Origin of the sequence: Desulfocicer vacuolatum DSM 3385 (genome assembly GCF_900176365.1) — a bacterium.
Classification (GTDB): domain Bacteria; phylum Desulfobacterota; class Desulfobacteria; order Desulfobacterales; family Desulfobacteraceae; genus Desulfocicer; species Desulfocicer vacuolatum.
Genome location: NZ_FWXY01000006.1, coordinates 107,450 through 134,348, shown reverse-complemented (window position 1 = coordinate 134,348; position 26,899 = coordinate 107,450). Strand labels below are relative to the sequence as shown.

Annotated in this window: 26 protein-coding genes; 5 read left to right on the top strand and 21 right to left on the bottom strand. The window is 46.0% G+C overall.

From position 1 onward, the window contains the following. Positions 1-369: 369 nt before the first annotated feature. Positions 370-1,137, bottom strand: coding sequence for a pyrroline-5-carboxylate reductase (locus B9A32_RS07320; RefSeq protein WP_170923747.1), 768 nt, complete (start codon positions 1,135-1,137; stop codon positions 370-372). A 25-nt stretch (positions 1,138-1,162) separates the two neighbouring features. Further along, positions 1,163-2,683: a BCCT family transporter gene (locus B9A32_RS07315; RefSeq protein ID WP_084068032.1), complete on the bottom strand. Its 1,521-nt coding sequence runs from the start codon at positions 2,681-2,683 to the stop codon at positions 1,163-1,165. Positions 2,684-3,379: 696 nt separating this feature from the next. Here B9A32_RS07315 and B9A32_RS07310 point away from each other — a divergent pair. After that, positions 3,380-4,984 carry a sigma 54-interacting transcriptional regulator gene (locus tag B9A32_RS07310; protein ID WP_139795748.1) on the top strand — a complete coding sequence of 535 codons (1,605 nt, stop codon included), beginning with the start codon at positions 3,380-3,382 and terminating at the stop codon, positions 4,982-4,984. Between the two features lie 78 nt (positions 4,985-5,062). Continuing rightward, entirely contained in the window at positions 5,063-6,412 is a 1,350-nt protein-coding gene (locus B9A32_RS07305; RefSeq protein WP_170923746.1) for a YhjD/YihY/BrkB family envelope integrity protein, read from the top strand. A gap of 2 nt (positions 6,413-6,414) precedes the next feature. On the opposite strand, the gene B9A32_RS07300 is transcribed toward B9A32_RS07305, so the two are convergent. The 6 genes from B9A32_RS07300 to B9A32_RS21610 all read right to left on the bottom strand — a co-directional run bounded on the left by B9A32_RS07300 (position 6,415) and on the right by B9A32_RS21610 (position 10,720). Further along, positions 6,415-7,002 carry a NifB/NifX family molybdenum-iron cluster-binding protein gene (locus B9A32_RS07300; RefSeq protein WP_084068025.1) on the bottom strand — a complete coding sequence of 196 codons (588 nt, stop codon included), beginning with the start codon at positions 7,000-7,002 and terminating at the stop codon, positions 6,415-6,417. A 309-nt stretch (positions 7,003-7,311) separates the two neighbouring features. Continuing rightward, the gene (locus B9A32_RS07295; protein ID WP_084068225.1) at positions 7,312-8,178 is read right to left on the bottom strand and encodes an SIR2 family NAD-dependent protein deacylase; all 867 of its coding nucleotides are present in this window, start codon (positions 8,176-8,178) and stop codon (positions 7,312-7,314) included. A gap of 354 nt (positions 8,179-8,532) precedes the next feature. Next, entirely contained in the window at positions 8,533-9,240 is a 708-nt protein-coding gene (locus B9A32_RS21625) for a restriction endonuclease (RefSeq protein ID WP_212637851.1), read from the bottom strand. Continuing rightward, positions 9,237-9,878 (bottom strand): SNF2-related protein, encoded by a 642-nt coding sequence (locus B9A32_RS21620; RefSeq protein ID WP_232367079.1) that lies wholly within the window; start codon positions 9,876-9,878, stop codon positions 9,237-9,239. Before B9A32_RS21620 ends, B9A32_RS21625 begins: the two co-directional genes overlap by 4 nt. A 114-nt stretch (positions 9,879-9,992) precedes the next feature. Next, the gene (locus B9A32_RS21615; protein WP_212637850.1) at positions 9,993-10,376 is read right to left on the bottom strand and encodes a hypothetical protein; all 384 of its coding nucleotides are present in this window, start codon (positions 10,374-10,376) and stop codon (positions 9,993-9,995) included. 59 nt (positions 10,377-10,435) lie between these two features. Beyond that, on the bottom strand, positions 10,436-10,720 hold the full coding sequence (locus tag B9A32_RS21610) for a hypothetical protein (protein ID WP_212637849.1): 285 nt from the start codon (positions 10,718-10,720) through the stop codon (positions 10,436-10,438). A 243-nt stretch (positions 10,721-10,963) separates the two neighbouring features. Between B9A32_RS21610 and B9A32_RS07280 the strand changes: the two genes are divergently transcribed. The 3 genes from B9A32_RS07280 to B9A32_RS22465 all read left to right on the top strand — a co-directional run bounded on the left by B9A32_RS07280 (position 10,964) and on the right by B9A32_RS22465 (position 11,965). Then, positions 10,964-11,257 (top strand): type II toxin-antitoxin system RelE/ParE family toxin, encoded by a 294-nt coding sequence (locus B9A32_RS07280; RefSeq protein WP_084068023.1) that lies wholly within the window; start codon positions 10,964-10,966, stop codon positions 11,255-11,257. A 22-nt stretch (positions 11,258-11,279) separates the two neighbouring features. Continuing rightward, positions 11,280-11,603: a HigA family addiction module antitoxin gene (locus tag B9A32_RS07275; protein ID WP_084068224.1), complete on the top strand. Its 324-nt coding sequence runs from the start codon at positions 11,280-11,282 to the stop codon at positions 11,601-11,603. Between the two features lie 179 nt (positions 11,604-11,782). Next, complete coding sequence (locus B9A32_RS22465) at positions 11,783-11,965, top strand: helix-turn-helix domain-containing transcriptional regulator (RefSeq protein WP_084068021.1); 183 nt, start codon at positions 11,783-11,785, stop codon at positions 11,963-11,965. 349 nt (positions 11,966-12,314) lie between these two features. Here the strand turns inward: B9A32_RS22465 and B9A32_RS07265 are convergent, their stop codons facing one another. The 13 genes from B9A32_RS07265 to surE all read right to left on the bottom strand — a co-directional run bounded on the left by B9A32_RS07265 (position 12,315) and on the right by surE (position 26,833). Continuing rightward, on the bottom strand, positions 12,315-12,797 hold the full coding sequence (locus B9A32_RS07265) for a DUF3124 domain-containing protein (RefSeq protein WP_084068019.1): 483 nt from the start codon (positions 12,795-12,797) through the stop codon (positions 12,315-12,317). 211 nt (positions 12,798-13,008) lie between these two features. Then, entirely contained in the window at positions 13,009-13,302 is a 294-nt protein-coding gene (locus B9A32_RS07260) for an aspartate/glutamate racemase family protein (RefSeq protein ID WP_212637848.1), read from the bottom strand. A 93-nt stretch (positions 13,303-13,395) separates the two neighbouring features. After that, positions 13,396-14,334, bottom strand: a complete 939-nt coding sequence (locus B9A32_RS07255) for an ornithine cyclodeaminase family protein (RefSeq protein ID WP_084068014.1) — start codon at positions 14,332-14,334, stop codon at positions 13,396-13,398. Between the two features lie 33 nt (positions 14,335-14,367). Beyond that, positions 14,368-14,799, bottom strand: a complete 432-nt coding sequence (locus tag B9A32_RS07250) for an aconitase X swivel domain-containing protein (RefSeq protein ID WP_084068011.1) — start codon at positions 14,797-14,799, stop codon at positions 14,368-14,370. Beyond that, a complete protein-coding gene (locus B9A32_RS07245; RefSeq protein WP_084068009.1) occupies positions 14,787-16,052 on the bottom strand; it encodes an aconitase X catalytic domain-containing protein in 1,266 nt (421 codons plus the stop codon). Before B9A32_RS07245 ends, B9A32_RS07250 begins: the two co-directional genes overlap by 13 nt. A gap of 133 nt (positions 16,053-16,185) precedes the next feature. After that, complete coding sequence (locus tag B9A32_RS07240; protein WP_084068006.1) at positions 16,186-17,019, bottom strand: ABC transporter permease; 834 nt, start codon at positions 17,017-17,019, stop codon at positions 16,186-16,188. 2 nt (positions 17,020-17,021) lie between these two features. After that, entirely contained in the window at positions 17,022-17,870 is an 849-nt protein-coding gene (locus tag B9A32_RS07235) for an ABC transporter permease (RefSeq protein WP_084068004.1), read from the bottom strand. 405 nt (positions 17,871-18,275) lie between these two features. Then, a complete protein-coding gene (locus B9A32_RS07230) occupies positions 18,276-19,130 on the bottom strand; it encodes a glycine betaine ABC transporter substrate-binding protein (protein WP_084068001.1) in 855 nt (284 codons plus the stop codon). Positions 19,131-19,222: 92 nt separating this feature from the next. Then, positions 19,223-20,365, bottom strand: a complete 1,143-nt coding sequence (locus B9A32_RS07225) for a quaternary amine ABC transporter ATP-binding protein (protein ID WP_084067999.1) — start codon at positions 20,363-20,365, stop codon at positions 19,223-19,225. Positions 20,366-20,514: 149 nt separating this feature from the next. Next, on the bottom strand, positions 20,515-21,432 hold the full coding sequence (locus B9A32_RS07220; RefSeq protein ID WP_084067997.1) for a glycyl-radical enzyme activating protein: 918 nt from the start codon (positions 21,430-21,432) through the stop codon (positions 20,515-20,517). Between the two features lies 1 nt (position 21,433). Continuing rightward, the gene (locus tag B9A32_RS07215; RefSeq protein WP_084067995.1) at positions 21,434-23,845 is read right to left on the bottom strand and encodes a glycyl radical protein; all 2,412 of its coding nucleotides are present in this window, start codon (positions 23,843-23,845) and stop codon (positions 21,434-21,436) included. 715 nt (positions 23,846-24,560) lie between these two features. After that, a complete protein-coding gene (locus B9A32_RS07210; RefSeq protein ID WP_084067993.1) occupies positions 24,561-26,078 on the bottom strand; it encodes a sigma-54 interaction domain-containing protein in 1,518 nt (505 codons plus the stop codon). Next, a complete protein-coding gene (gene surE, locus B9A32_RS07205; protein ID WP_084068223.1) occupies positions 26,078-26,833 on the bottom strand; it encodes a 5'/3'-nucleotidase SurE in 756 nt (251 codons plus the stop codon). Before surE ends, B9A32_RS07210 begins: the two co-directional genes overlap by 1 nt. Positions 26,834-26,899 lie beyond the last annotated feature (66 nt).

Sequence of the window (26,899 nt, the reverse complement as noted above, 5' to 3'; positions counted from 1 at the left end):
GAATTGCAAAATCAGTTGTTATTTTTTGTAAGCCATTGGCAGTATTTTTTAGCAAAAATCGTACCACGATATTATATTATTTCATTTTTCAAATATTCAGAATATCAACAGGACATACCCGTTATTAAGGCAATAAAATTCCATTATTGAAAATCAGTATTAAAAGAAAAATTTTTTTAATTTTAAAAAAATTTTTTCATTTTGCGCCATCAAAATAAATACAAAATTGCAACAGGCATACTTTGCATGCTAATGAGATTTTGGATATGCGGGGACACCTTAAAAAAACATCCCTGTCCATATCAAAAAACCGGATACAAACAGGGATGTCATCTGCTTTAAGCTTACGATTTTATTAGATCCGCAAGATCAACTGACTTTTTCTTTCACCGCCTCAAGGGCCGGAATGATATTCTCAAATCCTCCCTTGCTGTCAATGATTTCCATGGCAAGGGCATTGAGCCCGCCAGGGGTCATACACTCTTTTTTCAGGGTGGCAAGATCGCCGTCTGCCCGGGATTGAGCAATCACAGACAATGCACCAAACATGGAGGCGGTGTAGCTGGCGGCATCCTTACGGTCAATGCCCTGTTTTTCACCCCAGTTCACCACCGTTTCCACCATGGCATAATAGGGAGCAAGCAAGGCCGTAATAATGGCCAGGGTTTCCAGCTTGGCTTCCTCATCCACGGCAATTACCGTTCCCAGAGGATCAAAAAGCGAAGAGACCACCTCATGATCCGGAAAAACAGCAATGGGCCCCACATGTATGGCAGTACAGGGCAAAGGAACAGCCCTGACAATACGCCAGGCCGGTTTTACCAGGGGAACCATCTCCGGAATGGTGGTTCCGGCCAGCAGATGCACAACAATGTGATCCTCCCGAAATACCAGCGAGGGCAAAATCTCCTCTTTGTGCTGGGGAAGGATGGCCAGAAACACCACATCGCAGTTATCCAGCACGGTTTGGTTGGCGTTTGCCACATTCACCACACCACGATAATTTGATGCAAGGCTGTCAGCTTTTTCCCTGTTGCGGGGGGAGACCCATATTTCTCCCGGTGGAGTGGATGATGTGCAAAGACCGGTGACAATGGCCTCTGTAATATTTCCTGTCCCAACAAATCCCAAACGCATGTTCACCTCCATTGTCAATAGTTTTCTACGCTCTTATTTCTGCCGTTATGGCTTTTAAAAATGACCAGATCATAAACAACATCAATATCATAAACGGCAGGGAAAAAATAAAAGAAACCGTCTGAACCGCTTTTAATCCACCGGTTAAGAGCAGCATGGCTGCGATGGTACTGCACAAAATCCCCCAGCCCACTTTAAGACCGTTTTTGGGATTAATATCTCCTCCGGAACTCATGACGCCAATAACATACGTGGCTGAATCCGCAGACGTGATAAAAAAGATGCACACAATAATCATGGTTATCAGGGAAATAATGGAACTTAAAGGAAGATAATCATAGAGCTGAAAAACGGCAGATGTAGGATCTGCAAGGGCCGCCGCAGCAATGCCGGGGCTTTCCACCATGGTCATCTCCATGAACAATGCCGTTCCCCCAAGGATACTGAACCAGACAGCACATAACAAAGTGGGTGCAAGCAAAGATCCAAACACAAATTCCCGGATGGTACGGCCCTTGGAAATCCGGGCAATAAACGCCCCCACAAAAGGAGCCCACACCAACCACCATGCCCAGTAAAAAATGGTCCAGCTGCCCATCCAGTCATATCCCACATGCTCTTCCACCACCTTGGTGGTATCCAGAAAAAAACTGAATTTGATAACACTCTGAAAATAATCGCCCAGGCCTTGGATGAGAGACTCCAGAATAAAAATGGTGGGACCGCAAACAAGTATCAACGCCATGAGCCCAAAGGCCATGACCATATTAATGCTGCTCAGGGTTTTAATGCCTTTATCAACACCGGTCACTGCGGAAAAAATATAAAGAACCGTAACCACAACAATAATAAGTATGGCAACGGTGGTACTGTTGGGAACACCGTAAAGTTTATTTAAGCCGGTGCACACCTGCAAAGCCCCCAGCCCCAGGGAATTGGCCACACCAAAAAGGGTCACCACCACAGCCAGTGCATCAATGGTTTTACCAAGTCCGCCTTTAACCCGCTCTGCGCCAACGAGGGGCTCAAGGGTCCAGCTCAACAACCCGGGTTTATCTTTTCTAAATTGAAAATAGGCCAGCACCATTGCCACCACGGCATACCCTGCCCAGGGATGAAGTCCCCAGTGAAAAAAAGCAATGCGCATGGCATCGGCGGCAGCCTGGGGGGATTTGGGTTCTGCAAAGGGAGGGGTTGCATAATGAAACATGGGTTCTGCCACCCCCCAGAACACCAGGCCAATGCCCATTCCTGCAGCAAATAACATGGAAAACCATGCCGGTAAACTGAACTCCGGGGGCTCATCATCCTTTCCCAGGCGAATATCACCAAATCGAGTCAGGGCCATGGTAAAGCAAAACAGTACAAACCCGGCAACTATGAGCAAATAAGCCCATCCGAAATTACCGATAAAAAACTTAAAAACTTTATCAAACACCTCTTTTACCATGTCTGCTGAAAACAGGGTTGCCACAATAAAAATAGAACAGACAACCACTGATCCAATGGTGATTGACTTATCAATTCCGCCTTTGCTTTCCTCCATGCTACCGCTCCTCAAAAAGTTGATTCATTAATAATTATTTCCGTGAATTAAATCACACCAAACCAGATCCCATTTTCGTGGCACAAACTTGAAAATGAAATATTGATCACGACAACTTTAATGCCCCCTTAACACTTGTTTGAAAACAGATAAATCAGCTGCAATCCCATGGAAACAACCCCTATTTTTTCATTTTTTTCAACAAGCTGTTAAAAAGCTTACCCATGGTGTTCTTTACCACTTCCCATATGGATGTAAGGGAATTAGCAGCTTTCAATTTATCGCTTATCCAATATGCCACTCATAAAATATGGTGGTCTGAGTTTTGTAAATGGTAAATCAATAAGATCTGACTCCCTAAGTCAGATTTACCCACAATGGGATATCGTAAAAAATCGATATTCAAACTTTTCGCAGGGGCATCAAATTTAATTCTTCGCAATCTTTATTATATTTACGCAAACATTGTGCCAGGGGAGGCAAAATCAGCGCATGAGTCGGTTAACCACTTGAAAGAATATATTATTTTGATTTCAACCCCAACCTGTGATATTAAATAAAAGAAAAAAACAACGGGATTTTAAAATTTTCTTTATTTTAATTCAGAAAAAAAAGAAAAAACACCAGAAAACATCACCCCGGGGGAAAAACAATATCCCCCGGATCCAATGGAACAAAAGCGCCGGGAGCGTTCACATGGCAGCAACAACACCGTTTTTCATTGAAAAAGCCCTGGAATTCACAGGCATGGATTTTCTGACAACATTGTCCCAGTTGGACGAAGGGGTATTAATCGTGGATGTCAACGGCACCATCATATTTTACAACAGGCTCCACGGCATCATTGACGGGATCTCTCCCCAACAGGTTCTGGGGAAAAAAATCACTGAAGTGTATAACCTTTCCTCTGAAGAGAGTTTAACTTTAAGATGCTTAAAAAACGGTCGTCCCATCCTCCAGGAATATATCATATATAAACCCCGGAAAGGGGTGGTGGTCAACAGCATCAACAGTGTTTATCCAATCAAAAAAAATGAAAAAATTGTCGCCTGCATCAGTTTTTTGAAAGATTATAAAATTTTAAAAACCCTCATATCACCGGAAGAAACGGCATCACAGCAAAACGCCGTCAAAAAAACAAGACATTACACATTCAATCACATTAAAGGCGCTGCCCAAAAACTGCTCATGGCCGTCACAACGGCCAAGAAGTCCAGTAATTCCCCCTCTCCCATCATGCTTTACGGAGAGACAGGAACAGGCAAGGAGATGTTTGCCCAGTCCATTCATCACAGCAGTCACCGCAGTGATAATCCCTATGTGGCCATCAACTGCGCATCCATTCCAGACAATTTATTTGAAAGTATTTTGTTTGGTACCCGCAAAGGCTCTTTCACCGGGGCCATGGATCAGAAAGGCTTATTTGAACAGGCCAGCGGGGGGACACTTTTTCTGGATGAAATTGACTCCATGCCCCCAGCCTTACAGACAAAAATGTTAAGGGCCCTTCAGGAAAAAAAAATTCGTCGGGTGGGAGATCTGGAGGAAATTCCCGTTAACATCAAAGTGATCAGCTCCACCAGCACTTCCCCCCGGCACTTTCTGAAAAATGAATCACAATTTAGAAAGGATCTTTTCTATCGCCTGGCTGTTGTTCTCATTGAGATTCCCCCTTTAAGAAAAAGAGAACAGGATATCAGCCGGTTAACGCAACATTTTTTGAAAAATTTTAACAGCAGCATGAAAAGAAGGGTCCATTCCGTTTCCAGGGAAGTCATGGCGCTTTTTTATAATTATAACTGGCCCGGCAATGTCAGGGAGCTGGAACATGTTATTGAAGGCGCAATGAATATAGTGGAGAACGACAGCATCATTGATATTTACCATATTGCCCCTTATTTCAAAAATATGTGCCCCTTGTTTCTGGCATCCCAGAGACAGCCCACTCCTGTGTCCCTGTCCTGCGCTGAAAAAAAAGAAGGCAACGGAGAACCAAACATCTCCTTAGAGGATACAAAAAGTCCTGAAAATAACAACAATGAAAAAAAAATGATGGAACAGCTTCTGATGGAGTGTAACGGCAAGGTGACAGTGGCCGCAAAAAAAATGGGCATCTCCCGCCAGCTTTTCCACTATCGCATGAAAAAACATGGACTGGTCAGACAAACCATTGTAAAGCAATGCGAAAAACAAGCCCTTGAACAGGCTTTGGATGCATGCCGGGGGAATTTAACACAAACAGCAAAAAAACTGGGAATTTCATTACAGTTGCTTAACTATAAAATGAAAAATTTTCTTTAACAAAGTCACAGCCTGACAGCAGATTGCCATCCGGCCAAATGGAACCATATGTTTAAATTCAAGCAAATGCAAGCACCCTTGCAAAAACGGATACGATCTTTCATATGGGAGCAAAATCCCCTTGAACTGGGCCTTGTCCACCGGATCGTACTGCGACAAATCCAGACTGTCATCGTTGTGATCCGGGATTTTGACACCAATAATTGCCTGTTGCGGGCATCGGCTTTGACCTACTACACCATGCTCTCCCTGGTGCCCCTGCTGGGGCTGACCTTTGCGCTTCTCAAAGCATTTGGGGTACAAAATCTTCTTCAACCCTGGATCATTGAAAAACTCAATGTGGGGGATGAACAAATAAGCAATGCCATTCTGGGCTATATCAACAACACCCAGATGACCCAGATAGGTGCCTTTGGCCTTATTTTTCTCATCATTGCCGTGGTCTCCCTTTTAACCAATGTTGAAAAAACCTTTAACCATATCTGGGGGGTTGAAACGGTGCGGCCCCTGTTGCGACGTTTTTCCGATTATCTGTCCGTGGTACTCATCGGCCCGGTATTGATTATCAGTGCCATTTCCATGACCTCCTCCCTGGCCAGCAACAATGTGGTTCAAAAACTGATGACACTGCAATGGGTGGGCAATTCCATATTTCTTTTTTTTAAGCTGCTTCCCTTTTTGTTCATGTGGCTGGCATTTACCGGACTCTATGTTTTCATGTCCAACATCAAGGTGGAATGGCAGGCTGCTTTTGTGGGAGGTGTTGTGGGGGGGACTTTGTGGCAGCTTGCCCAGGTGGGGTATATCCATTTTCAGGTGGGCGTTGGTCGCTACAATGCCATATACGGCACCATGGCGGCCCTGCCCATTTTCATGGTGTGGCTCTATATTTCCTGGGTCATTGTTCTGTTTGGTTTAGGGGTCTGCTATGCCCGGCAGAACCTTAGAACCACCGGGCGGGACCTGCGGCTGTCCCAGGTCAGCCGCAGCAGCTTTGAACAGATGGCCCTGGCCCTTATGATCACCCTGGCCGATAATTTCCATAGGGGAAAACCGGCACTGAGCCACACACAACTCTCCCAGCGGCTGGGCATTCCCCCCCGGCTGTGCAGACAGATCATTCATATTCTTGAAAAAATCAACTTTGTGTCGGAACACTGCACCACCGGGGGGCAATGTGTCTATCAACCGGCACGCGATTCTGAAACCCTCACCGTTGCTGAAATCTTTACGAAAATGCATCACATGGGAAACGCGGCAACCCACTTGCCTGCCCATGTTCACAACATGACAGCTATGGATATCTGCCGACAAACCGGCATTTTCATGGAAAAGGGTTTAAAGGGAATGACCCTTAAAGATATCGTCTTAAATTCTCAGAACTCCGGGGAAAACCAATCTCGTAAGGTAACGGATGCCACCCATTGAAATTATCTGGAACCGCCCCCTCCCATTCCTCCTCCTTGACCGCCTCCACCCCCCATACCCCGGCCTCCGCCACCGCCCATACCACGACCACCGCCGGCCATCCCCCGTCCTCTTCCACCACCACCCATGCCGCGACCGCCACCGGCCATCCCCCGGCCCCTTGCGCCACCGCCCATGCCGCGACCACCACCGGCAATGCCCCGTCCCAACCGTTGACCCTGCCCGGTGGAAGCCCCTGCAGACCCACCGCTCCGGGCCTGACCATAAATCCCCTGTTTAAATTTGTTCAAGGCTTCCTGCACCGCGTCCTGGGGAGCCGCCCCTTCAATAAGACGCACACCACCTGTTTCAAAGACATCGGTGGCATTGGGCCCGACACTTCCGGTGAGCACAGCATCAACATTTTTATCACACATAAGCTTGGCAGCTGCAATTCCTGCGCCCTGGGCCTGGGTTGCAGCTGTATTTTCAACCGCCTCAATGACAGCACCTGTGTCTGTGTCAATAATCATAAACCAAGGTGCCCTGCCAAATCTGGCATCAAGGATTGCGTCAAGGGTGTTTCCTGTTGCTGTTATACAAAGTTTCATTTCATCCTCCTGTGATGTTGGAACCACGAGCTACATTTTAATATTTGTAACCGGCTCAATTTTAATATCTCATTGCTATTTAATTGTTACGCCTGGAAAGCAAATAAGTCAATGCCCATAAAATCTCAATAAGTCCAATTCGATCAAAACAACACCCCACCCATCAATGCGGGAAGTAACTCCAGGAGTCAATTAGAATGGTCAAGTCAATTTGATGCTCAAGGTCTTCCAGAAGAGGAGGCTCATAACGCCATTACCGGTATTTATCAAATGGGTTTTGACGGCCTATCCAAACTATTCAGGTAGAAATCACATACAACCGTCATTGCCTGAACCATTGGCGGTTGTAAATCTGGCGAGTCCCCGCCAGAGTGATACAATATTTCTCAGATGCTCACCCCCCGGGCCGTCCAGCACAATTCCCCGGGGATGATTTTTAGCAAGGGCTCTAAAGGGATTATCCTGAAGATTGATATCAATGAGAATGGCCTGGGGGTTTTCTGCCACCATACGACCGATTTGCATGGGCAGATTAGTAGCTCCGGCGGTGCCCACCACCATCAGCAAATCTGTTGCCCCGGCCCATTTAAGGGCCGTCTGGGCTTGAAAAAACCTTTCGTCATAATATTCATCAAACCACAACACATGGGGCCGGGCAAGCCCATGGCACCGGGGACATTTAAGAAGATTTTTTTCCATTTCCGAGACCTTCTGATCCCTCTCCTTGTCACCTATCCCGGCGGGAAATGGAAAAAGATCATGGGAACAGCGGTTGGCACATCGCATGAAATGAAGATTGCCGTGGATTTGAAAGGTTCGAAAATTACTGTTTCCCGCCTGAAGATGCAGCCCGTCAACATTCTGGGTAATCAGACGAAATTCATCATTGAACAATGATTCCATTTCCACAACGGCTTTATGCCCATCATTGGGACCGGCATTTCTACAAACGGTACGGCGATACAGATACCAGGCCCACACCTCCCAGGGATTTTTTTCAAACATGGCCCGGGTGGCCATCTCTTCCGGGCGATACTCTGTGGAACCCACTGTCCAGTAACCCTCCGGCCCTCTAAAGGTGGGGATACCGCTTTCCGCCGAGATTCCCGCTCCGGTCAATACCGTTAATCGACCGCCGCTTTCCCTGAACTCTTTTAACAAATTTTCCTGTACCATATAAAAAAACTCCATCCTGATAATTGATTCAACCCCAACGCTCTTTTCCCGTTTAAAGGCCATTCTGGGCATTGACATCAAGGAGATGAAATGCCTTGCCTCCGAAAATTTTTTGATAAACAGAACAAAAAATGAAGTAAGACAAAACCCATTCCACCTCCAATTTAACTGGGGGGGATATCTCCCCGGTTAAATTGATTTCCCAGCAATGCTGCACCAAGTTTCGTTTTGCGGATCTGGGCAGGCATCAGGATTCCACAGCTGAAGAAACTCAAGCACACATGTAAACAAAGTGACACCAAGGCATATGGGAAAAATGGATTTACGATCTGGAAACGCCCGGAAAATCACAAATCACTCAAAAAGTTTGGGTTCCAGAAGCCTCCGCTGGATCTGCCCTCTTGTGACAGGAAATTTTCTCAACAATTTTTCCAAAGTTTTGCGGGATACCATCTGAACCCCATAAGTTTCCGCTTCTTTTAAAACCCTTTTTGAATATCCATCGGCATTGGTCGCAGCGATCAACGTCTGGAAATTTTTATTCATTTTCTCTTCGTAGCCGGGTTTTGAAAAATAGACATCTTTAATGGAATTAAGGCTGTTATATTGTTTCTGGGATGTTGCTTTGCATTGGATCAGCACATTTTCCCGCCCCAGAACAACCACATCCGCACCATGATCTTTTGGGGGAGTCAATGCTGCGGTTCCTTCATAATATTGTCGGTATAATTCTGCACAAAAGGCTTCAAACTCCTGCCAGCTCAAAAGTTTCAGGCTGTTGCCGTCCAAAGGCTCATCACTGCCCCAATCTACGCCGTCAAAGTTGATGAAATTAAATCGGCTCATCTCTTCACCGCTGACTTCCTCGGGGGTTACCACGGCATCTTTTAAAATAGTTTTTTTGGACAATAAGCCATGCAGATTGACATCAAAGGAATTAATCTGTGGATGTTTCAAGATGGGCAGATAAACATTCACATCCCGTTGCTGTCCGATCCTGTACACACGATCCGTGGCCTGATCTTCCTTGGCCGGATTCCAATGCCGTTCCAGATGGATCACATTGTTGGCGGCAACAATGGTAAAGATGGAAGTCCTTCAATATTATCCTCTTTCAATCTTCGCAGCATCAAAGCGCCTGTCTCTTTTCTCAGCTTTCTTCCCACATCAAGTCGTACCTGGAAAACCTCTGACCCAGCTGCCTGTCGAATGGGATTAATATAGGTTTCACGAAAGGACTGATAGGCCCCCAGGGTGCCGGGGCTTGCCGTATCCATGAGACACCAGAAGTCGCCCAGATGATTTTCCACAGGCGTACCCGTGGCCAGCAGTTTAAACTGGGCTTTCAATCCCTTGGCCGCCCGGGTGGCCAAGGTGTTGGGATTCTTGATGTGCTGGGCTTCATCAAAGATCACAAAGGACCAGTCAATGCGACACAAAGAGAACTGATAATCCCTCAATGTCTGGTAGGTGGTGATCACAAGGCACCTGTCCATGTCCAGTCTATGACTGCCAAAGGCGTTCCCCACTTTCAGCGCATATCGGATGCCGTTGTTTTCCTCGTCTTTTTTATCATGGGCATTTTCACAAGCATCCGGGTTATCTGCTGGCAGGGGAGCATCGACATTTTGTCGAATTTCAATGCCGGCTCCCTGTAACTTGAATTCCTGTAGATCTCCTGCGGCCTGTAAAATCACAATATCCCGAAAAGGACTTTCAGCAAATGTTTCATGGACCTCATCCTGCCAGTTTTCCAGAATAGGGCTTGATCACAAGATGGGCAATTCCAGACATCTGTTTGATTTATAAAAGCATCAAACATCATTGGTTAAATACTCGGTGGCCCATGTTATGACCAAACCCCACAAATTTATACCAGGCAATATCATTTGCATGATGTGGGTCGAGACTGATAGGCCTATATCAAGGATGTCATCTTTCTCATGGTGAAACTCATCATGGTTTTCATTAATAATATTGTTGATCTGTCCCGAGGAAATATCAAATCCGATATCACGCAATTGCTCCAACAATATGGGTTGAGTTACATGCCCATGATAATACTGGTAAAGTATAAACCGTTTGAGATTTACATCGAAATGAGATCCTTTCAGCTCAGTAGGAAGTTTTCCAGTAAAAAGGAGGCCATCAGGAGATTCCCATCTTTCCAGGCGGTAGCGGATGTTAAGCGTTCTCATCTCAAGCCCTTGTACAATAAAATCATTATACCCTTTAAATATGCTGCCAGAAGGAAGATCTAAAGGAGGAATCTTGATGGTTTTATGTATCTCAAGAGCTTGGGTTTTAGGGCGTTTGGCTGAACCTGGGCGTTTTTTGAAGAGTCTGGTTTGGTTTTGCGACGACCTTCAAGACTGGATGGCTTAATTTTCGGTTTGGCTTTTTCACCTTTAAGGATGGCAATTTCATCACGGAGGGCCTTATTTTCTTCGGCAAGTGCATTGAGGGATTCCAGTAACGTTAAAACCAGAGGACTCTGCTCTTCTATAGGGATTTCATCAATTTTGGGGATTTTAACAGCCATATCAATCTCCGGCACTCAACGTGATTAAATTGAAATTTACTATAAATTTAAAATAAGAAGAAAAGTGTCTTATTGCAAGGCCCAACTATTTCAAAAATTAACAATCACACTGACTTATTGAGAACTTACCTATTATCTGCTGGGTGCTACCCAAAGTGGGGCAACTTAGAACCAAGTCCATTTTAGGTGTAAACCTCTATTTTGCCCATGGACATAGCATGGACACCATGCTATCATGCACACATGATACGGTCATTTAAAAATCAGGCCACTGAAGATCTTTTCGATGGGAAAAACAGCAAAGCTGCCCGAAAGTCATGTCCACGGCATATATGGAAGATTGTCATCCGAAAGCTTGAACAGATTGATTCTGCAATGGATCTTGACGATTTAAAAATTCCCCCGGGAAATCGTTTGGAAGCGCTGTCCGGCAGTCGAGAAGGACAGCATAGTATTCGAATCAATGATCAGTATCGAGTCTGTTTTGAATGGAATTCTGATAATGCAGACAATGTTGAAATTGTCGATTATCATTAATGATATAGGGAGTACAAGTATTATGGTTAGAGTGCCGAAATTCAGGGAACCTACTCATCCCGGAAAAATGCTGATGGAGGAGTTTTTGATTCCAATGTCAATAACCCAGCGTGATTTGTCCAAGGCAATTCATGTTCCTTACCAGCGAATTAATGAAATTATTAATGGACGACGGGGTATTACTCCCAGTACAGCTTTACGTTTGGCAAAATTCTTTAGTATGTCGGAAGGTTTCTGGATGAATTTGCAACTTCGTTGGGATTTGTATCGTACAAAGTTTTCAGAAGAGCAACAGTTGCAAATGATCAAACCTTACACATCTTCTGAACATAGCGCTCATCTTTAAAAAAATGGAGACAGATCAAACTATTGTTTGGCTTGCTTTTATCTCAATCTTTTGTGAGTTTAAGTTTTTTTTAACCCGGAGTTCAATGATTTACGGGGCAGAAGTTGCTGAGTTCCCTAAAACCATTGAAAAAAATTGTTATTGATCCGTAAAAATTAAAATTTACCATCAATCAAAGATTGCAGGGTGCTGCACCGGTTGGGGTAAGAAGCCAGACAACCCCATCACAAGCCAGAAAAGCAGGCCTCAATCGTGAAAGCCTTTATAAATCACTGTCTGGTGAGGGCAATCCAGCCTTTTCTACCATCAAAAAAATAACCAAGGTTCTTGGTATCCATCTGGTGGCGCAACCCGCACAATAAAATAAGAAACCTCGGGCTTGGTTCTAACTTCGCCCACTGGTTATATACTAAATAGCCAATCCTTAAATATTGTTATAAATTTCAACTATTTAAAGATTGCTATATGGTCGGTTTTACCCAAAGTGGGCCAATTTAGAACCAAGCCTGAAACCTCCTATTTTCTTAAAACAATTTAAAAGATGTAAAGTTTTCAAAATTATGCAAAGTGTGTGATTTTTACTTTGGAGATGCTCGACAATCAGAATCAAATCACAAGGTTTATAAAACGCCATGGAAAGGTGACCCACGTGTCAATATTCAGAAATCCATCGTTCTCTTACCATGAAAGCTGCAGAAGCCGGTGTCAGTCTTATTCGCCTGTAATAATAGCCTGACCGCGCGAGGTAAAAGAAATGCCCTGCCCGGATTTTGCACCAATCATTATTGATTCAACAATGGGGGGATTAACAGATTTGCCAGATTTCCATTTAACTATAAAATTAGCCCCGGAACCGCCTGCTTTATCTTTTTCCGGGATCACATAGCGTATGGCTCCCAACGGTTTTAAAATAACCGGTGTTTCCATAAATTGTGTCAGCAGATTGCCCTGGGTTTCGTAATAATCCACAGACATAATTGTAATAGATTGCCCGGGATCAATATTTCTGATGCTGACGGTTACAGTCAATAAAAAGGGCCTTTCTTGATTTCCACTGTAAATATGGGAATATGCGGGGACATAAATTGTCTGTCCCTTTGATAAACCTGTTGTTTCGCCGGCGTAGACAGAAGTGGGAATTTGGCTCAAGATAAAGCACACAAGCAAAACCGGTGAAAAATATATTTTTTTCATAAAATTCCCCTCCTTGTCAAAACTTTCGGTTTAGAGAAAAGCGTTCTCAAACTTGTGGTAACATAAAAAAAGGTGTTTGCAAAGGCCGACGTATAACCTTTGAAAACACCCTTTTTAATTTTCACGACAACTCTGTTGACGGCATTGGGTTCTATATTCGTGAACACCGGCAACGATAAAGAGACCGGCCCCGCATCTCCCAAAATTTTATTCAAACATGGCCCGGCTGCCCATCTCTTCCGGACGAGATTCCCTGATATACAAAAATGGTCAATGTAACAAAATCAAACACAGGTCGCCCTGTAACTTTCCGAATCCCATGGGCAAAGGGAGGCAAATCCGTACATTCCAATACAAAGGCACCGATATCTGTCTCCTTCATCATTGAGCGTGCAGTGGAGATAACATCTTTTTCCACAATATCCATATCAATATCCTCATCAGGGGAAAAAAATATCTTATTCCACTCCAGACAATCCTCCAGCCCTTTGATCTGAATTGACATCAGGTCATGGATACCGGCATTTTCCAAACAAACCCGCTTGACAGATCCAATATTCACCAAATGGAGCGGTTGAACAGACGCTGTCAGTATGGATCAATCAGAAGAACACTTTTCATGGGCAAGGACGGCCAAAGCCAGATCCAGAACAGAAAAGCCGATACTTTCATAAATGGTAATGTCGCTATCTGATCCCCTGCCCTTTTGCTGCCCCCCCATGATGGCATCAAGGGGTACAATATCACTTTTATCGGCCAGACACACCAGATCTCCGGCCTCAGCAGCTGTATCTTCGGGTATGTCCGTGGCAATAAGTGCCGCTCTTTTAACGGTTTTTTCGTCCAGTTCCTGCATGTCAATCTTGTAAGAACCCATGGCATTGATGTGACAGCCCGGTAACAGATCATCCCCATCAAGCACCGGTCTGGGGCTGGTGGTACAGGTGCAAAGGATGTGGGAATTTCGAACACATTCCCGGCTGGAACCTGCCACCTCACATCTCACATTAAGAGATTTTCTGGCATGGGCTGCAAACGCCTTTGCCTGCTCTTCATTAAGATCAAACACCTTGACCTCTTTTATTTCCCGGACCTGACAAATGGCCGCCAAAACAGATCGGGACAAGGTGCCACTGCCGATGACGCCCACCACATGGGCATGGGGTAAAGCCAGATATTTGGTGGCAATGGCCGCAGCAGCCCCTGTCTTAAAGTTGGTCATGTCCAGGAAATCCATGATGGAAAGCAGCTCTCCTGTGACATTGCTGTAAAGAAGATACTGGCTGAGCACCGTGGGCAGGCCCTTTTGGGTATTTCCGGCAAAGGTGGTGGCCTGTTTGAATCCGTAGTATTGTTTTCCGGTGTGGGTGGCGGGCAAAATCAAAGAAGAGTCCCCGGGTTGTCCACAGGGGGCCGTTAATCGTCCGCCAAGCACAATGTCGCCTTGATTATAATCATAGAAAGCTGCTTCCACGGCCTCAACGGTATTTTTTAAAGTGATGACCCGGGCCAGATCTTCTGCTGAAAAAATTTCCATATTACTCTCCTTTATGCAGGTATGTGTGGGGTGTCAGACCTGGTTGAATGCCCGTAGTGTATTACCTGTGGGGAAAAGTTCAACAACTTTCTTTCCTTCAAGTCCGGCATAATCTTCCGGTGAAAGGTTGATCACCGGTAATAATTGATCATGGAAATGTTTGCTGATCAGGGGGCCCGTTAAAATAACAGGATCCGTTCGAATATTGATGATGGCGGCAGGGGCGGTTTTCAATCGTTCCATCTCCATCAGCACAAGCCCTGCCCCGCTGCTTCCCTTTCCAAAGGGAAAGGCAAAGGCTTTATCGGTCATGGAGTGCTGATAATTACCGTGGCGATAATCCAGGACCCGACCATCGGCGGCATTGACACCGCCAAAAAAACTGATGGGATCATGGGAAAATAAAAGTTCCACCCGCATGGGTTCCCGGGGGGCAATGACGTAGGTACAGGTTAGTTCCACCATGGTTTTTTCTCCCGTATGACTTTACCTTGCACCGCACTTTCGGCACATTCAAAAATAGTTCCCAAAAAAGGGTGACTCTCTGTCAACCCAAAGCAATAGGTGCCAAACTTACCGGAATTTGACATGAATGTTTTGGTTCCCCACTTTTGGGTGGGATGCTGTAGGCAACATCCGTCCACAAACACTTCAACCCCCAGGTTTGACAACCTGTGCAGCTGACCACTGTCTTTGAGCATGGCCCGGGTGGTCCGGCCGGTGAACACCCACAACAGCGTGTTGGCATGTACTTTTCTTCCCCCCAGGGCTTGTTCCAGTTGTAGAAATTCGGCACAGGAAAAATGGGGGCAACCCAGGGTGACAAGATCAAGGTCGCACCCTGTATCCCCGTTGCACAACTGGGTTTCGGCATTTTCAATGCTCTTTCGCGTCAACGTGACAACCTCTTTGGGCTGCTCTCCCTGGAAAGCCATTTCCAATGTTTGGGCTTCCGGTGTAATGCCCACCAGGTGAAAAAGCGCAATACCGCCGGAAGAGGCCATGGTGGCACTCATGTTTTTAAGATTATCCATGCTGATGTAAGGGGGCAAACCATCCATTGCCCACACCCGATCCCCCACAATGTCCCCATAGGCATAGGCTGCAAGGGTATAAAAATCATCAAACTCAAACATATCAGGTGTAATGTCATCACCCAGTGTAATAAGTCCCCGGGCCTTGCGGTTTTCAGTGACATGGAGTCCGAAATAGGGTACCCGCCCGGTAATTCCGGCCAAAAGTTCCAGGGGACCGGCATAGCGATTGGTGCGGGCTCCCACAATGGAGTTGACAAAGGCAATGACATTGGATTCTGCACAGGCCACCTGCTGCCCAAATGCCGGAGAAAATCCCGCCTGATAAGGCGCACAGGTCCAGCTGGCAATGGCCCCCAGGGCCAGATGGGCCGCCTCAATGCGCCGGGTGGCTGTCATCAATCCCACATCGTGTTTTTGCCTGGCAAAACGTTTCATGTCCAATGCACAGGCATTGGTGGTGGTGGGCACACAGAACCGTGCCCCCAATTCCACCAGATGCTCTGCAAAGGCCACCTGGGCTTCTCCCAGATAAACCGTGCTGTCATCATGGCAGGCACTGATTTCCACAAAATGCTCAACACCGTAATGCTTTCCAAGATCGTAAAGAACCCCCATGGCAAGTTGCATGGCATCACCATGGGTACCGTCAAGCAGTTCTTTTTCATAGTCAGTCAGATACATAAACTTCCGCCATTTAAATAATTTAAATTTTAATGATCACACCGTTCCCGGAATATGTTTTCCTGCCGCAGAATCGTTAAGATAAAAGTTGATTCCAAACGAAATGGAATTATTCAAAAATATCGCCCGGGCATCAACGTCTGGACATGGTCACCATTCCCTGGGTCACACGGTCAAAAATAATGGCCAGGATAACGATGGCAAGCCCGGATCTAACCCCCACGCCAATCATCATGCGGGTCAAGCCCCGGACCACTTCTCCCCCCAGACCTCCGGCACCGATCAGACCCGCCAGCACCACCATGGAAAGGGACATCATGATACATTGATTAACACCTGCCATGATGCTGGGCAGGGCCGCCGGAATCTGTATTTTCCAGATCACCTGACTGTGGGAGGCCCCAAAAGCTTTGCCCACCTCCAGCTGATCTGAAGGCACGCCTTTAATTCCAAGACTTGTCAATCGCAAGGCCGGGGGAATGGCAAACACCGCAGTTGCAATAACAGCGGGCGCACGGCCAAGACTGAACAAAATAACTGCAGGAATGAGATATACCCAGGGTGGAAGGGTCTGCATCAAGTCCATGATGGGCCGGGTGATGTTGTCCACGGTCTTGTTTGTGGCCGACCATATTCCCAAAGGAATGGCCACCAAAAGAGCAGCAGCTGTGGAAACCATAACCAGGGCCGTGGTGAGCATGGTCGCCTTCCACAAGTTCATTGCAAAACAGAAAAGAAGCCCCAAAAAAGTTATCCCTGCAACCTTTCCACCGGCAATTTTCCACGCGGCAAGGGAAAAAACAATCATAATGATGGATGCATGGGGAGTAATCAACAACATTTCCAAAAACTTGACACACCCCTCCATGGCGGCGCTTAACAATTCAAAAGGCACCGGATAATTGACGTTGAGCCAGTCCACCAAGGTGGCAATATACTTGCCAATTGAAAAATATGCAGATTCCATGGTTAATTTCCTTCCTTCGTCATCATGTTCACAGCCCCCTGGGAAATACGATCCAGAATAATGGCCAGAATAACAATGCTGATACCGGCATCAAATGCCTTGCCCACCTCCAAAACCCGAATGGCACGATAGACCTCTTTTCCCAATCCCCCGGCACCAATGATACCGGCAATCACAGCCATACTCAAAGCCAGCATAAGACTCTGGTTCACGCCGGCCATGATGGATGGCAAAGCAAAGGGCAGTTTTATCTTAAAAAGAGCCTGGGCCGGAGTGGCACCAAAGGCCTGTCCCACCTCCACATGGGCCAGTGGCACCTGCCGAATGCCAAGACTTGTGAGGCGCACAGCCGGTGCAAAGGCGACAATGGAAGTGGATACAACCGCAGGGCTGGCACCAAACCCCAATATGGCAATGGCAGGAATCAAATAAACATAAGGAGGCATGGTCTGTAGAAAATCCATCAACACCCGGGTCACATCACTGACCTTCCGGTTGGACCCGGCGACAACCCCCAGGGGAATGGCAACAATCAAAGTGAATATCACAGATGTTACTACCAGGGCCATGGTTATCATGGTTTCGTCCCAGAGATTCATGGCATGGCAGAGGTAGAAACCCACCACTGTGAATAAGGCCATTCCTTTGCCTGCTGTCTTCCATGCCAGAATCCCCAAAAAAATAATGAACAGATAAAATGGAGGAAAAAGAAAAAGCGCTTCAATACCGTTGAGGACTCCTTCTATCATATCACTGATCACATTGAATGCAGTATCAAATGTGATGCTTATATACTCGACAAACTGCTCAACCGCATTGTCAAAATTTGCCGCAAGATTTTTCGTTTTCATTGACCAAAGCCCCCTGTCGATTTTCTATTTGAGCCCACCCAGGTATAATCTTCATCAAAATCACATCGTCATTTAAAGTGGTTCCGGCGTATTGATCATAGTCAATTTCACATAACTTGATATTTTTACAGAGTAACAAAACAAGTCGTTTAAATCACCGTCGCAGGAGAACCTTATTTTGACCCGGGTCTACCCACAACAAATCATGAAAGCGTCTTAGAGATATCTACGATTTCATACAATAATAGACTTGTAAACTGTAAATAAGTCATATAAAATATGCTATAATCGCTGCGGGCGGACCACAAATATTGATCTTGGTCCACCCACAACAAAGCTTTAAAAAAACCGAAGACTTGCACGGTTTTTTTCCATTAAAAGGCGATATTAATACATCGGCAACTGCTATTGGCCCAGATTCATCCAACGTTCTGTGACCATCTGATTCTCATCCAGCCACCTTTCAACGGCTTTGTCCGCAGCAAGACCTTCTTTAATATATCCGGTCATCTTCACGTTTTCTTCAAGGGGAACGAAAACACCGGCCATGATTTCCCGGGCTTTGGGGAATTCCTTGGCAAAACCTTTTCGGCCGACCCAGTAGTAGGACTGGGAGGGTTGCTGGATACCTTTGGGATCTTTCAGAAATTTTATGTCAAACGCCTGGGTCATCCAGGAGGGGGTCCACATAACTGTGGCAAACCACTGTTTTTTTGCCATGGAAGATTTCACGGCAGCAGTCATGGCGGCGGTGCTGCCATCCACCAGTTCAAAATCAAGATCATAGGCTTCAATGACCTGATGGGTCTGACGCATGAGGCCGGCACCCGGTTCAATACCGATTATTTTTTTACCAAATTTGTCTTTATTTTCATTGAGTTGATCAATGGAGTCAATGGGAATGTAAGAGGGAACCACGATGCCTTGAAAAAGTCCATGGGATGAAGCGCTGAGTTTTTCAAGTTTTTTGTTGTAGCGCGTCCAGTAATCATGGGCGGCAAAATCAATCTGGGACATTAATAAATCCACATCTCCCTTGGCAAGGGTGGCAAAGGCAATGCCCCATTCAAAGAATTCCACCACTTCGATCTCATAGCCATAATTTTTTTCCATGAGTTTTTTAGTGACAAGACTGGGACAGACCAGATCGTTCCATTGCATCACCCCCATCTTGATAACTTTTTTTTCTTCTGCAAATGTGGCAGTGGAAATACACAACATCATCAAAACACTGATTAACACGGTAAGCTTTAACTTCATAATTTCTCCAGATTGATTACTTGTTATTGTTTATATTTTCACGGTTTTTCACCGGAACCGCCTCTTGTTTTTTTTTCGTGGGATACCGTTTCTCAGTTCATATTTTCCATGGGTTTTCCCTGAATGCCCCGGAGAAGACTTCTGCGCGTCACAACCCCCACGATTTTGCCCTTGGAAATCACGGCAACCCGATCGGCGTCCACATCTGTCATCATTTCCACCAGATGATCCAGATCATCTGTTTCATCCACAGTGGGAAAACTGTCCAGTTTGGCATCTTCAAATCGCTGTAAAAAATCCTCAACAGGATACATGACCGAATGGGCCGTAACAAGGTGCAGTCGGGAGATCCCGGCCACAAAATCAGCCACATAATCATCCGCAGGATTGGTGACGATCTCTTCAGGTGTGCCTGTTTGAACAAGAATGCCATCCTTCATAATGGCAATGTGATCACCGATGCGTATGGCTTCGTCCAGGTCATGGGTTATAAAAAGAGTGGTTTTTTTAAGCTTGGACGAAAGCTCTAAAAACTGGTCCTGGAGCTGGCGTCGAATCAGGGGGTCAAGGGCACTGAAAGGCTCATCCATGAGCAGAATATCCGGATCAGAGGCAAGGGCCCTGGCAAGTCCCACCCGCTGCTGCATTCCACCGGAAAGCTCTTTGGGGAACTGATCGCCCCACCCGTTGAGCTGCACCAATCCCAATGCCCTTTCTGCAGCCTCATTTCTCTCCTTCCTGGGAACCTTTCTTACCTCAAGTCCAAAGGAAACATTGTCTCTTACATTTCTATGGGGCAAAAGGGCCATGTTCTGGAAAACCATGCCGATCTTTTCCGATCGTAACTGTCGCATTTCCGGCTCACTCAAGGCGTTGACATCCTGGCCGTTGATGAGAATCTGGCCGTCGGTGGGCTCTATTAATCGATTGATATGACGCATCAAGGTGGACTTGCCGCTGCCGGAGAGCCCCATGATACAAAAGATTTCACCCCGGTCAACGGAAAAAGAGGCATCCATCACACCCACAACACAGCCATAGGTTTCCAGGCATCTTTCCTTATTGAGATTTTCATTTTTCACCGCTTCATGGGCACGTCGATGGTTTTTCCCATAAATTTTCCACACATTGCGGCACTCAATGGCGGGCACCCCGTCCGGTGTCCCTCCCCGGGATATCGATGAATCGGTGTTCACCGTGGTGTCTGAAGATGATTCACTGTTTTCAAATGTCATAAAAAGCCTCTATTCCTTAATATAACTGCCACGGGCAGACCGTATTTTAAACCGGATCTGCCCACAGCAAAGCATGAAATACGCCCCTGATTTACGGCGTATTTCATATAAAAATCAGCACATTCCCTTTAAAAGGAATGCATTATCCATTACCCCCCAACTCTTACACGCAGCCCCATATCCTTTAACAAATCCACTTTACGGTTCATCTCATCATCCCCTGGAGAGCGTATTCCCTCCAGACCATAGGAAAGAGACAAACGCCGATAGGTTTCAATGCCCAGGCGATGGTAAGGCAGCAGTTGAATTTCTTTTAATTTTTTCAATCCCCGGCAAAACAATCCCAACGCTTTGATGTTGGCATCTTGATCATTTAAGGTGGGAATCACCGGCATACGCACAATAACGGGAAAAGAACGGTGGGTTTCATCTATTTTTTTCAAATTCTCAAGAATCAGCCCGTTGTCCACCCCGGTAATCTGTCTGTGAATATTAGCATCCAGATGTTTAAGATCATAAAACAGAGTATCTATCCAGGGAAGAACGTTCTCAATGTTCTCCCAGGGGACATGACCACTGGTTTCAACAGCAGTATTTATCCCCTGCATCACACATCCTTCCAAAAGCGCCGCCACAAAATCTTTCTGCACAAGGGGTTCCCCCCCACTGACAGTGACGCCGCCACCGGAATGGTAATAAAACACAGAATCCTTACCCAGTTCCCTTAACATCTCATCCACAGTGGCATTGTATCCATAGGCAATGCGGGCACCGGCAGGACAGCCATCAACACATTGCCTGCAATCCTTACAAAGTGTCATATCCGTTGTGAAAATATCCCCTGCATCATCATGGGAAATGGCCCCTTCCGGGCAGGTATCCACACAGGTAAAGCAGTTGGTACATTTATTTTTATGGATTCCAAAATCCGTTGTTTTTTTCTGGGACTCGGGTGTGGAACACCACCGACATCCCAGCGGGCATCCTTTGAGGAAAATCACCGTGCGCAGTCCATCCCCGTCAAAGGTGGACAACTTTTCAATTCTCAATATTCTGCCAACGGTCATATTAACAGCATCCCCCGGCTTTGGCAGGTACAAACTCCTCTTGGACCGTACGATGGATAATCTCATCTTGAACCTCGGGACAGAGCTCCACAAAATAAGCTGTATAACCCGCCACCCGGATCAAAAGATCTTTGTGTTGTTCCGGATGTTTCTGGGCATCCATGAGAACTTTTTTATCCACCACATTAAATTGAGCGTGGAAAACCCCCAGGGAACAAGCACTTTTTAACAGAGACATAAGATTTACCGGTCCCCTTTCATCCTTCATCAATTCATTGGAAAGCTTCATGTTCAAAAGCGTTCCCGAAGAAAAAAGATCATGGGGAATTTTGGCAACGGACTTAAGCACGGCACTTGCGCCATTGACATCGGTGCCGCCGGTGGGGCTCAGGCCGTCCGTGAGGGTGGTCCAGGCCTTTCTGCCCGACGGCAGAGCACCCACCACTTTTCCCAGGGGGACATGGGCTGTGACAGGAAGCACGCCGGACATGAGCTTACCGTATTTACTGTCCTGCTTATTGGTGTTCACAGCAATGTGGGTCATCATTTCTGCTGCCACCCGGTCTGGATTGTCCAGGTCATTGCCGTATTTTTCCGCATCCAGACATTTTTTCTGAATGGCTTCAAAGCCCACAAAATCAGCATCCAATGCCTGGATAAGCTCATCCATGGTCACCATTTTCTTGTCAAACACCAACTCTTTTACAGCGGCAATGCTGTTGATGAAATCGGCAATACCATCATAGATAATACCGTTGCCACACTCGTATTTGGTGCCGCCATGGGCGTAATCCGTGGCCGTATCAATGCAATTTCTAAAAGTCAAAGAGATAAAGGGCACCGGCCGGTCATCCCAAACCTCATCCAGTACATTATTGGCCTCCACCACTTTTTTAATGATGTAGTCGATCTGCTTTTTGGCGGCATCGGCAAACTCTTGGTAGGTGGTGAAACTTCTTGGATCACCGGTGTCAAGACCGAGTTTTTTGCCGCTTTTACGATGAACGCCCCGATTCATGATAAATTCCACAATACTGCCAAGATTCACATCGGCACTGACATATCCCCGGATACGACCGCTAAGATTGGTTTCAACACATCCGCAGGGGTTCCAGTCATAGGCTTCGTGCAGGGGAACGCCTTTGTTCTGCATCATCCGGATGCCGATCTCATCATTGTGAAAGGCAGGAAATCCATTACCGGTGTTGATGCAGTCGGCACATTTTCTAAGAAAAGAATCCGGATTCTTGGCAAGGTTATAACGCACGGACAAAGACGGTTGATAAAGCATGGTATCCATGGATGCCTGGATCACCATGTAAGACAAATCATTTACAGCATCCTGACCGAATTTATCAATACCGCCGGCACACACGTTTTGGAACATGGTGTATCCATTGGCATATTCTGCAGTGACCCCATCCTGGAACAAGCAGGGTTCTGCAAGTTTTACCCAGGTACAGCAAAACAGCTCCTGGGCCTGTTCCGGAGTGATGCGTCCTGCCTCAAGATCTGCTTTATAGTAAGGATAGAGGTATTGATCAATGCGTCCCAAGTTATAGCTTGCAGCATTTTGCTCCATGAAAATGCTGGAATGATACAGATAAACAAACTGAATGGCTTCATGGAAAGTACGGGCCGGTCGGGCCGGGATCCGGGAGAACACTTGGGCAACGGCCTCAAGTTCTCCACGACGGGTGTCATCGGTCTCCAGGGCTGCCAGACGAAGGGCCTCTTGTCTGTATCGCTCTCCCAGTATTTTCATGCCTTCCGCTGCTGTGATCATGGCATTGAGGTAGGCAATTTTGGGATAATGGTTGGGCTTGGACAGATCATATTCAGATTTTTTCTGTTCAATGTAGGCGATGATGCCGTCCATGCCTTCGCTCAAAAGTTCTTCATAATCCGGGGTGAGCTCGCCCGGTCCCCGCACGGCTTTTCTATCAATGTAGATAACGGCATTTTCTTTAAGATCAACAATGTCTTGGGGAGCCTGGGCTTCCCATTTTTCAAAATTGGATCGTCCCAGCCAATAGGGCTTGATCTCCTCTCTGAACAGTTTTTTATCTTCTTCAGAGATGTAAAAAGGATCGTAGGGACGATTGCTGATGGTATCCAGCTCTTTATCAAGCACAGACCAGCACACGTCGGCACACAACACGCCCCCCCGGGCCATCTTGCCGGAGCAGCCCACAATGAGTTCATTATCCCAGATGGTGACGGTTTTTTCTGCACACACATCTTTAAAGGCCTGGGCTTTTCGCATTTCCCTGGGAAGGGCTTCTGTTTTTTTGAAACTTTTGGTCAAGATCAGAGCATTTTCAATGTCCATGGTGGGGGTGGCATTGATAACGCGGTCACGGAGTTTATTTATTCTGTCCATGTATGAAGCTGTTTGATTTTCAGTTCCCATTTCAATATCTCCTTAAAATATAACATTTAATATCGCAACTCTGTAATATATGATAATAAAGCCGCCGCCGGGAACCGGACAAGGGCATTGTATTTTAAAAATTCAGTTGACGGTGTGCGATTTCATACCTTTGCTTTTTCCACCGTTTGTCATGCGAAATGCCGACGAACTTCCCAATATGAGCATTTCCTACATCCATTGTACCAGATGACCGTTGTTGTATCTGTGTATCTAAAACACAATGCAAAGCATGTGCCACAAAATAAAACAACCCAAACCACAACTCATAAATTCTTTATTATTAAATAGTTACGCTAAAAACTCCCACTAAAAACACTGAATAAAACATGAAAATCCCCATTTTTTAACTTTAAACGGATATTGTTAAATTTAAAATTTTATTTAAATAGGTATTCTTTTTTTTAAATGGTGTGATAAAAACAAGAGCTTCGCCAAAGTCAAAATAAATTTAACACTTGGCATTATGTAAAAAGGCAATGTTCAATTACCCGGCAGAGCCCTGGGGGGCCGGCCTGTGTGGAATATTGGAAATTAAAGGAAAGGAATATAATGGGGCTTGGTTCTAACTTGGCCCAGTGCATATGCACAAAACACCCAACAATTTAATATTGCAAATGATTTCAAATAATTAACTCTTTATACCTGATACATACTGCCAACGGTGGGCGAACATGAAACCAAGCACAAATAATGCTTATTCAACAGCCACATGAATACCCAGTTTTTTAATTCTGTATCGAAGGGCCTGGGGGGAAAGATTGAGGAATCTCCCGGCTTTTGAGATATTATAACCGGCTCTTTTAAGGGCTTTTTCAATATAAATTGTTTCAATGCTTTTTAAAGTGGAAGACAGGCATATTTTCCCTGTATCTTCAAATCCGGCCAGAGGGCCCGGAAAAGCCTGATTGTGGGTGGATTTAGATGCAGGAGAAAGCAATTGCCCGTTGATCATCCTTGCATCACTGCTTGTCCCGCCATCGCCCTGGGTCAGGCGACGATAATTATTCACAAAATAAGACGACAGGTGATGTTCATAAATAATACTGCTGCCATGGAGCAGGGTGAGACATGCTTTCAAGGTATGCTCCAGCTCTCGGACATTACCCGGCCATGGATATTTATATAAAATTTCATACACAGCATCGGATATGCGGATGGCGCTCCCCTTGGATCGGGCCACCCACCGTGCCAGAAAATGCCGACACAGCAAAGGGATATCGTCCCTGCGATGTCTCAAAGGCGGAATCTCCAGCACCACCACCCCCAGACGATAAAAAAGATCTGCCCGGATTTTATTTTCTTCCAGGGCCCGGGCCGGGGAGATATTGCAGGTGGAGATAAATCTGACATCCACAGGGATTTCTTTTAGTGCGCCCACCCTGCGGATTTTTCTCTCCTGGATCACCCGAAGCAGTTTGGCCTGGAGCTCCAAAGACATGGAGTTCAACTCATCCAGTAAAAGGGTTCCCCCTTTGGCCTCTTCAAGCAGCCCTGCACGGTCCAGGGCCCCGGTAAAGGCCCCTTTGGAGGTACCAAAAAGGGTGGTTTCAAGAAGATTGTCCGGAATGGCGGCACAATTGATGGCCACAAACGGGTTTTCTTTTCTATGGGAAGCCGTATGAATGGATTGGGCAAACAGTTCTTTACCACAACCGCTTTCCGCCCAGATGAAAACGGAAAAATCTGTGTTGCTGGCGGATTTTGCATAATTAATGGCGTGCTTAAGCTGAGAATCTTCACCAATAATGGAATCAAACCGATACTGTTTTTTTTCCCGGGGAATGGGACTGGGCACCATTTGGGCACTGCCATTTTCATGACGTTCCATGAGCCGCTGGCTCACCTGAAGATTCAGGGAAAAATGAATCACCCCCTCCACCTGCCCCCGGGACATGAGGGGAAAGGTTGAACACAGAGAATTCACCAGCTTTTTCTTATGGGTGTAGTAAACAACCGTCTTTTTGAGAATGGGTTTTTCTGTTTCCATGGCCATGATGGACATGTGGCAGTCCCTTTCCAGGGGATAAAAATCCACCATGGATTTGCCCAGGGCATCTTCATCCTGGAGATCATCGGTCAAGAGAAAAAGACGGTTCATATATCGAAATATACCGTTTTTATCCAACACCATCACCCCAAGCAGTGAATTGTCCCAAATTTCACAATAGGCCGGAGAAAGCACCGTATCCATGTTTAATTCTTTGTCCGGCATCACATGATTCCTATATCTGTTTCAAGATCCTTTAACACTCGATAATCCGTGATATCGCACTGAAGGGGAGTAACAGAAATAAAACCTGCATTGACAGCGGCATCATCTGTGGTTTCAATTTCACTTTCGGGCAACATATTTCCATACCAGAAATAGGAGCGCCCCCGGGGATCATCCCTTTTATCAAACCGTGTGGAGATATTTTCCATGGACTGACAGGTGGTTTTAACGCCCTTGACTTCACTGATTTTTCCTGCCGGGGCATTGATGTTCACAAAAGTGCCCCGGGGCAGGGCATTGTAATTTATTTTCTGAGAAATGGTTTCCGTATACATGGCCATACCTTCAAAATCCATTATTTTGCCGATTTTTATGGACACGGCCAAGGCAGGCAATCCGTTCAAGGTGGCTTCCCTTGCGGCCCCGGCAGTGCCGGAATAATGGATATTCACCCCGGTGTTGGAACCGGCATTGATACCGGAAATTACCAGATCCGGCGGGGTGTCAAAGATATCAAAAAGAGAAAGCTTCACGCAATCCGCAGGCTTACCGCTCACGGCATAGATACAGCTGGCACCATTCTGGGAAATCTTTTGCATGCGCAGGGGTTCATTAATGGTGATACCATGACCCACGGCGCTTCGCTCACCTTCCGGGGCCACCATAATCACTTCATGGTGCTGTTTAAACTGTTTGTAAAGTGCCTGGATTCCAGGCGCTTTGTAACCGTCGTCATTTGTCAGTAATATTCTCATTGCCGTGCCTTTTATGGAATTTTTCATTTAACAATCAAAAGGGAAACAGAGTGCGGTGTGCCCATG